The organism is Yoonia sp., from assembly GCF_017854415.1.
Taxonomy (GTDB): Bacteria; Pseudomonadota; Alphaproteobacteria; order Rhodobacterales; family Rhodobacteraceae; genus Yoonia.
This window is the reverse complement of sequence record NZ_JAFMHR010000135.1, coordinates 1-7,707: the sequence shown is the minus strand read 5'-3', so window position 1 is coordinate 7,707 and position 7,707 is coordinate 1. Positions and strand designations below refer to the sequence as shown.

The following is a 7,707-nucleotide window of genomic DNA, read 5'->3' as shown; positions in this document are numbered from 1 at the left end:
TGGCATCGCCATTGGCGGCGCAAACCATCGAGACTGATCTCGAACTGGTCCTGCTTGCCGATGCATCCGGATCAATTGACGCCGATGAGCTTGCCTTTCAGCGTCAGTCTTATGCCACGGCGATCACCGATCCTGCAGTCGTGTCAGCGATTGAAAACACGCTTTATGGGTCAATTGCGGTGACCTATGTGGAATGGGCGACCAACCAAGCGACCGTTGTTGACTGGATGATCATCGCGGACATGGAAAGCGCTGTCGCTTTTGCAAGCGCGCTCATCGGTCCACCCAGACAGGCAAGTGGGCGCAATGCAATCGGGTCGGCATTGCTTTATGGCATGGCACAGATTGACGGGAACGATATCAAAGGCTTGCGCCGTGTTATCGATTTTTCGGGCGACAGTATGGGTAACACTTTCGGCCCGCCAATCACAGTTGCCCGTGATCAGGTGGTTGCCAATGGCATCACGATCAATGCACTTCCCATCCTACGCAATGCGGGGTTCATAGGCTTTGATTTGCCCGCAGCCTATGAAGAGAATATCATCGGCGGGCCAAACGCCTTCGTGATGCCCGCACAAAGCGGGCCGGAGTTCACAGAAGCGGTCAAACGCAAATTGATTCTGGAAATCGCAGGCACAACACCCCAAACACAGTTCGCTTTATTGCTGTTGCAGTCCCTCAATGTAGGCCAATAAATCAATAATCGGTTGTGACGTCAGCACGGGCTGTCCGGCTTGGGTTTTGGTCATCACATCTGTGCCTGCGAAGAAATCCCCATAAACCGGCATCATGCTGCCGTGACTTATCAACGGATCCCGTCCATCAATCCGCATCACCACACGCAGCGTTGGAAAAACGCCGCCATTCTTGCCACTGAGCGCTGTTAAATCTGTCGGCGCAACAACAAGCGACGGTGACATCGGCCCGTTCCCCGTCGCGTTGCTGCCATGGCACGTCACACAATAGTACCCGAACAGCGCTTCGCCCTGCTGTGCATCTTGCGCCATCGCTGGCAGGCCAAGCACCAGCGAGAAAATGATAGGTAGTGCGCGCATCTTATCCTCCGTCATCGATGATGATGTCAGTTTACGCGCGCGCGCCGCAGGCCGCGTTGATGCAGGTCAATCGCTTTAACGCAGGGTTAGGTTCCCAAGAACCGCGCGTATCACGCTATCAGTGTCGTCGCTGTCACCAGAAACCGCCAGCCCGACCAATGCGCCTTTTTCACCACCAAATGCCCGCGCATAGTCCGCAGCCAGATCGACGTTCTCGTTAAATGATCCGATGCTTGCCTGACGCAACGCAATCGTGACACCTTGACCGCGCGGACCATATGGCGACGGGATCACTTGACCGCGCGCATGGTTGCCACCCCACGCATATTGCACGATCCGCACGTCGTCATTGCCAAGCAGGCTACGAATATTTGCGCCTTCTAATCCCGGCGCCAGATTTTCAGGCACAAACACGAAATAGAGCGAGATATTGCGATCGTCGCCGCCCTTCAGGCTTAAGTCTGTCGGGGGGACGGATTGATCAACGGTCCAGCCCCATGATGCGCCATTGGTTCCCCAATCATCGCGCCCGACCCGCGTCCATGCGATCGAGACCGATCCTTCGGATACCAACCCAAGGTTCTGCCCAAAGGTGTAGTCATTCGAACTGAACAACGACAACCTCTGTTCCTGCCAACCGTTGGAGAAGTTAACAGGCCCCGCCGTCGCGCTGACGGCGGTAAAGATGGCAAGAACGGATGAAAGCGACAAACGCATGGCGGTATCCTTTGAGAGTTGACCTAGACCTACCGCAATGTTCGCGGCAAGGAACGGTGCAACGCGCTATGTCACGCAATCGTTAGCTTTGGTTACTTCTGGATGCGTTCAAGGTATTCTGTCAGCACCAGCAGTTTCAGTGGCACGGGTATACCGAGACCCTCTTCTTCGACAATCACGGTTTCGCCCAAATCGCCTGCACCAAATTCGGGCATTGCGGCACTGAAGTGTGTGCCGCGATCAAGCCCGTCAATCGTGCTCATCACTTGATCGGTTGGAAAGGTGCCGCCATTGCGCGCCGCGATCATGGTTAAATCAGGTGGCGCTGTTGCCAGATTGCGCGCGGCAAGCCCTCCGCCTGTTGCATCAACACCGTGGCAGCTTGCGCAATTTTCTATGTAGGCCGTGCGCCCATCGACGGGTTCTTCGACACATGCCGCAAGCCCAAGGGCCGTAAGGATAATAAGGTAACGCATGATACTGTGCCTCTCTGTTTTGATCAGCTTAGCAAGTGTTTACACGCGCGGCTATGATCCAAATCAGGCCGCGAGCTTTTGTACCGATGCCCACAATGCGTCAGGCACGTCGACTTCGGTCATGACCTTGCGATCTGCTCCGGGAATGCGTGCGCCTTCCTGCTCTGCCACAGCTTCGGCCACTCGGGCAAAGCGGTCGCCAAAACCATTGTGATAGGTGCCGGGGTCCATCAAAATGTAGAACTGCCCCAAATCATGCGGCTTGCCTTCAGCGACCTTTAGGCCAGCCACATCAAGCGAGTTCACTGATCCGGTCATACCAGCCGCCAACAATTCCGCCATGAGGCCAAAGCCCCAGCCCTTATAGCCGCCCGCACTGACCAATGCGCCCTTCAAAGCCGCCTCTGGGTCTGTCGTCGGATTGCCGTCAGCATCAACAGCCCAGCCAAGCGGGATCGCCTCGCCTGCGGCTTTTGCCATCGTAATTTTGCCCAAAGCCACCGCAGAGGTCGAGAAATCGAAATGCATAGAAGGTTTGCCGTCGCCTGGAACCGTCATTGCAATGGGGTTCGTGCCGATCACGCGCTTATTGCCGCCAGGTGGGGCAACCACGGGAGACGCATTCGTAAACCCGATCCCGATCAAACCAGCCGCCGCAATTTGTTCCGTAAAAAACCCAAGCGACGTGCATGTATGTGCATGCGCAACAGCCAAAGTCGCGACACCGTTTTCCAGGGCAGCCGCGACCGCTTCGGGCAATCCTGCATCAAAGGCAGGCTGCGCAAAACCAAACCTAGCGTCTGCGAGAACAGCACTTGGGCGTGGGCGTGACACCTTTGGCATGACCGTGCCGTTGACCCGGCCTGATGCCAATTGTGTGCAATAGCTTTCCAGATAATACAGACCGCAGATGACATTGCCCAATGCCTCGGCACGCGCGACGGCTTTCGCGACGGCTGCGGCCTGTGTGGGGCCCGCGCCATGTGCTAAAAGGGCTGCACGGCTGTGCGCCTCAATCTCGGTGATGGAAATAATCATAAGTCCTCCAATACCCCGTTATTCAGGCGGACCTGACGATCCATGCGGGCAGCTAGTTCAAGGTTGTGCGTGGCAATAACCGCAGCCAGTCCTGTTTCACGGACCAAACGCATCAGCGTGTCAAACACACGGTCTGACGTTTCAGGATCAAGGTTGCCTGTCGGCTCATCCGCCAATAACAGCGACGGTTCATTCGCCAAAGCACGGCAAAACGCGACGCGTTGCTGTTCACCACCCGACAGCGCGGCGGGTCTATGCGACGCACGCTCAGCAATCCCTACGCGGTCCAACAGCGCCATGGCCCGATCAGCGGCGGCTTTGTCTGACGCACCGTTTGCTAACTGCGGCAGTACGATGTTTTCCAGCGCGGTAAATTCCGGCAACAAGTGGTGGAATTGGTAGATGAACCCGACAGCAGACCGCCGCACCGCTGTGCGCTTGCGGTCGGACAGATTGGTCATGTCGGTCCCTGCAATCGCCACTGAACCCGTGTCGGGCGTATCAAGCAGCCCCGCGATATGCGGCAGCGTCGATTTACCCGCACCGGACGGGGCGACCAACGCCACGACTTCGCCGGGTAGCACGTTCAGCGACACACCCTGAAGCACCCGCACTTCGTTTGGTTTGCCCGCGTTGTAGGTCTTGGTCAGGTCGGTCACTTGGAGGGTGAACTCACTCATAACGAAGCGCCTCAACAGGGTTCATGCGGGCCGCACGACGGGCGGGAAAAATCGTGATAATCCACGAAAGACCAAGCGAAAGCGACATCGCTTTGACAACATCGACAAGACGCAGTTCAGCTGGCACGTTATAGATCCCGCGAATGGATGGGTCCCAAACGCCGCCGCCTGCCACGTAATTTACAAGGCTGAAAATCTGATCGATATAGATCGCAAACAGACACCCAAGGATCACGCCCAGCGCTGTGCCGATGGTGCCGATCCCAGCCCCGCAGATAAAGAAAATACGCAAGATAGATCCTTCGGTAAGGCCCATCGTGCGCAAAATACCCACATCGCGACCCTTGTTTTTAACCAGCATAATAAGCCCACTGATGATATTCATCGAGGCCACTAGCACAAGGATCGACAGGATGATGAACATCACGTTGTCCTCAATTGTCAGCGCACGCAGGAAACGCCCGACGCGGTCTTGCCAGCTATAGGCCCAAGTGCCCGGGCCTGCTGCGTCCGCAATCGTTTGTTTCAGGTTCTCGGATTGATTAAGGTCATCCAGAACGACCGATAGCTCATCCGCAACGCCGTCACGGTTCAGCACCAATTGCGCCACATCAAATGGCAAGTAGACACGCACCTCATCAATCTGAAAGCGTCCAGTTGAAAAGATATAGACAACCTCATAGGCATTGCGCCGTGTCGACTGCCCCATCGGTGTGGCGGCACCCGACCGCGTCGTCAGCTCTATTCGGTCCCCGATGCCTAGCCCCAGATTGGACGCCAGCGCCGACCCGATCGCGATACCGTTTGGCAGATCATCAATATTGCCAATGGTCCTCTCGCTTTGCACAATTGCGTCAGATGCTTTGAGGTCTTCAAGCCGGATACCATAGATATCAGCAAGCCCAATTTGCCCCGACCCCGACGCCATCGCTTGACCGCGGATCAAAGGTGCCACCGAACTGACGCCGTCCACGGCACGCACACGCTCGGCCGCCGCTTCAAAATCCGTAATCACTGCGCGCGGTTGCACGACAGTTACATGCGCATTCGCGCCTGCAATCGTATCAATGAATTCAGCGCGAAACCCTGACCGAACGGCCAGCGTCGCAATCAAAGCGAACACGGCCAGTGTGACACCGATCAAGCTGATCCACGTCATCACGCTCACGCCGCCTTCGGCGCGCTTGGCGCGAATATAGCGCCACGCGATCATCCATTCGAATTTCGCAAAAGGCTTTGTGGTCTGCACCAAGGCCATGGTCGCTCCTGTCTGTATCGTGGCGCAACGTGGGGCGCATCATAGCGATGGTCAAGCGGCTGGGCCTCTACCGCTTATCATCTTGCCCGTCTAAACTCCCGCCGGAGGCTCCGGCGGGGATCAAACAAACTGCTGTCAGTTTTAAGCGATGCCCTCATAAATTTTGGCAATTTTGGCGACAGCGGCCTCAGGTGGCATCTCTTCACTCTCGCCGGTGCGGCGGCAGGTCACTTCAACCACACCATTTTTAAGACCACGTGGTCCTACCGTAATCCGCCAAGGCAGGCCGATCATATCCATGGTGCCGAACTTCGCGCCCGCGCGCTCGTCACGGTCATCATAAAGGGGCTCAAGACCCAGCGCCGTCAGCTGCGCATAAAGCGCCTCACAAGCAGCATCTGCCGCTTCGTCACCGGAACGCATGTTCAGAATACCACAATGGAATGGTGTCACACCTTCAGGCCAGATAATGCCCTTGTCATCATGGCTCGCCTCGATGATTGCACCCAGCAGGCGCGACACGCCAATGCCGTGGCTCCCCATGTGAACTGGCACTTTGTTGCCTTGACCGTCATCAACCAGCGCCCCCATTGCTTCGGAATACTTGGTACCAAAGTAAAAAATTTGGCCCACTTCGATGCCGCGCGCTGTGCGCTTGCGGTCGTCGGGGATCGCATCAAACAGCGCTTGATCGTGAGTTTCATCGGTGCGCGCATAGCGGCTAGTGAATTCCTCCAACACACCCTGGCAGGCGGCCTTGTCGTCGTAGTTAATCTCGCGGTCGCCCATCTTCAGATCGGTGATCTCGCTGTCATAAAACACCTCGGATTCGCCTGTATCAGCAAGCACCAGAAATTCATGCGTGTCATCGCCGCCAATCGGACCACTGTCCGCGCGCATCGGGATCGCTTGCAGGCCAAGGCGCTCATAGGTGCGCAGATAGCTGACCAGATGACGGTTATAGGCGTGCAGCGCGTCTTCTTTGGTCAAATCGAAGTTATACCCGTCCTTCATATAGAACTCGCGGCCCCGCATCACGCCAAAGCGCGGACGGACTTCGTCGCGGAATTTCCACTGGATTTGATACAATGTCAGCGGCAAATCTTTATAGCTGTTCACATGCGCGCGGAAGATGTCCGTCACCAGCTCTTCAGCGGTCGGTGTGAACAGCATATCGCGCCCGCCACGATCTTTGATCCGCAGCATTTCTTCGCCGTAAGCGTCATAGCGCCCGCTTTCGCGCCAAAGATCGGCAGATTGAATGGTCGGCATCTGGATTGCGATATGGCCCGCGCGCTCTTGCTCTTGATGCACGATATTTTCGATCTTGCGCAGTACCTTAAAGCCAAGTGGCAACCAGGAATAAATCCCTGCGGACGCCTGTTTGATCATACCCGCCTGTAACATATAGCGGTGGCTGACGATCTGCGCTTCGCGCGGTGTTTCTTTGAGAACAGGCAGAAAATAGCGGCTGAGGCGCATGGGTTTGACCTTTTTATTTATGTGTTAAAAGTGGGTGTAATCTGCGCAAGTGGACCCCGCAAGCACTGTCAGGCCCTCTAGTGCGCTATTTCTTGCGCGCCGCCCTTGCGCCGAACGCTGCCATGACGCATCTATTTCTTAAGCAAACAAAGGTTAAGCATGGCACTTCCGATAAGTCAGCAAGCAAAATACTGGGGCATCGCAACAGCGGTGTTTCTGGTCGTGTTATGGTTTTTGGGTGATGTGATCCTGCCATTTGTTCTGGGCGGAGCAATCGCATACTGCCTTGATCCCATTGCCGACCGGCTTCAGCGGGCAGGCTGTTCGCGGGTCGTTTCCGTGGCGATTATCACGCTAATAACTGTCTTTGTCTTTGTTTTATTGATCCTGCTGGTGATCCCGACGTTGATTGAACAAACATCGTCCCTCATCAACACTGCACCTGAACTTTTTGATCGGCTTCGTAACGGCATGACCGAACGGTTCCCGCAACTGCTGGACGAGGAAAGCACAGTTTATCAACAGCTACTGGCGATTGGCGACACGATCCAATCCAAAGGCGGGGAATTGATCAATGGTATCCTGACCTCTGCTCTTGGTCTGATTAACATCCTTGTTCTGCTGATCATTGTGCCAGTGGTCGCGTTTTACATGCTGCTGGACTGGGACAATATGACCGCCAAGGTCGACGACCTGCTGCCACGTGACCACGTCGATACCTTCCGCATGCTGGCACGCGAAATCGATGCAACATTGGCGTCGTTTATTCGCGGACAGGGCACGGTTTGCCTGATCCTTGGCACCTATTATGCGGTGGCTTTGATGATTGCGGGGCTGAACTTTGGTCTGATCGTAGGCTTTGTTGCCGGGCTGATCACATTCATTCCCTATGTTGGCGCATTGGTGGGTGGTTCGCTTGCCGTCGGCCTTGCGCTGTTCCAATTCTGGGGCTCGGTTGAGGTCATGGATGGGGACACGGTCACATATACAACGAACTGGCT

General features: G+C 55.8%; 9 protein-coding genes. 2 read left to right on the top strand and 7 right to left on the bottom strand.

Going from position 1 to position 7,707, the window contains the following annotated elements; all coding sequences use genetic code 11:
- The coding region (locus tag QZ197_RS13350; RefSeq protein ID WP_296432563.1) for a DUF1194 domain-containing protein at positions 1-695 on the top strand (695 nt) is incomplete at its 5' end.
- Here QZ197_RS13350 and QZ197_RS13345 read toward each other — a convergent pair.
- The 7 genes from QZ197_RS13345 to proS all read right to left on the bottom strand — a co-directional run bounded on the left by QZ197_RS13345 (position 660) and on the right by proS (position 6,706).
- Positions 660-1,055 carry a c-type cytochrome gene (locus QZ197_RS13345; RefSeq protein WP_296432562.1) on the bottom strand — a complete coding sequence of 132 codons (396 nt, stop codon included), beginning with the start codon at positions 1,053-1,055 and terminating at the stop codon, positions 660-662. The genes QZ197_RS13350 and QZ197_RS13345 overlap by 36 nt on opposite strands.
- Positions 1,056-1,130: 75 nt before the next feature.
- Positions 1,131-1,772: a DUF3047 domain-containing protein gene (locus QZ197_RS13340; RefSeq protein WP_296432560.1), complete on the bottom strand. Its 642-nt coding sequence runs from the start codon at positions 1,770-1,772 to the stop codon at positions 1,131-1,133.
- Between the two features lie 92 nt (positions 1,773-1,864).
- Positions 1,865-2,248: a c-type cytochrome gene (locus QZ197_RS13335; RefSeq protein ID WP_296432558.1), complete on the bottom strand. Its 384-nt coding sequence runs from the start codon at positions 2,246-2,248 to the stop codon at positions 1,865-1,867.
- A gap of 63 nt (positions 2,249-2,311) precedes the next feature.
- Entirely contained in the window at positions 2,312-3,286 is a 975-nt protein-coding gene (locus tag QZ197_RS13330) for an Ldh family oxidoreductase (protein WP_296432555.1), read from the bottom strand.
- Positions 3,283-3,966 (bottom strand): ABC transporter ATP-binding protein, encoded by a 684-nt coding sequence (locus tag QZ197_RS13325; protein WP_296432553.1) that lies wholly within the window; start codon positions 3,964-3,966, stop codon positions 3,283-3,285. Before QZ197_RS13325 ends, QZ197_RS13330 begins: the two co-directional genes overlap by 4 nt.
- On the bottom strand, positions 3,959-5,224 hold the full coding sequence (locus QZ197_RS13320; RefSeq protein ID WP_296432550.1) for an ABC transporter permease: 1,266 nt from the start codon (positions 5,222-5,224) through the stop codon (positions 3,959-3,961). Before QZ197_RS13320 ends, QZ197_RS13325 begins: the two co-directional genes overlap by 8 nt.
- Positions 5,225-5,365: 141 nt before the next feature.
- On the bottom strand, positions 5,366-6,706 hold the full coding sequence (gene proS / locus QZ197_RS13315; protein WP_296432549.1) for a proline--tRNA ligase: 1,341 nt from the start codon (positions 6,704-6,706) through the stop codon (positions 5,366-5,368).
- Between the two features lie 159 nt (positions 6,707-6,865).
- Between proS and QZ197_RS13310 the strand changes: the two genes are divergently transcribed.
- The coding region (locus QZ197_RS13310; RefSeq protein WP_296432547.1) for an AI-2E family transporter at positions 6,866-7,707 on the top strand (842 nt) is incomplete at its 3' end.

Coding starts and splice junctions, on each gene's coding strand:
- QZ197_RS13330 (WP_296432555.1), bottom strand. CDS start 3,286: ATGATTATTTCCATCACCGAGATTGAGGCGCACAGCCGTGCAGCCCTT.
- QZ197_RS13335 (WP_296432558.1), bottom strand. CDS start 2,248: ATGCGTTACCTTATTATCCTTACGGCCCTTGGGCTTGCGGCATGTGTC.
- QZ197_RS13320 (WP_296432550.1), bottom strand. CDS start 5,224: ATGGCCTTGGTGCAGACCACAAAGCCTTTTGCGAAATTCGAATGGATG.
- QZ197_RS13325 (WP_296432553.1), bottom strand. CDS start 3,966: ATGAGTGAGTTCACCCTCCAAGTGACCGACCTGACCAAGACCTACAAC.
- QZ197_RS13340 (WP_296432560.1), bottom strand. CDS start 1,772: ATGCGTTTGTCGCTTTCATCCGTTCTTGCCATCTTTACCGCCGTCAGC.
- QZ197_RS13345 (WP_296432562.1), bottom strand. CDS start 1,055: ATGCGCGCACTACCTATCATTTTCTCGCTGGTGCTTGGCCTGCCAGCG.
- proS (WP_296432549.1), bottom strand. CDS start 6,706: ATGCGCCTCAGCCGCTATTTTCTGCCTGTTCTCAAAGAAACACCGCGC.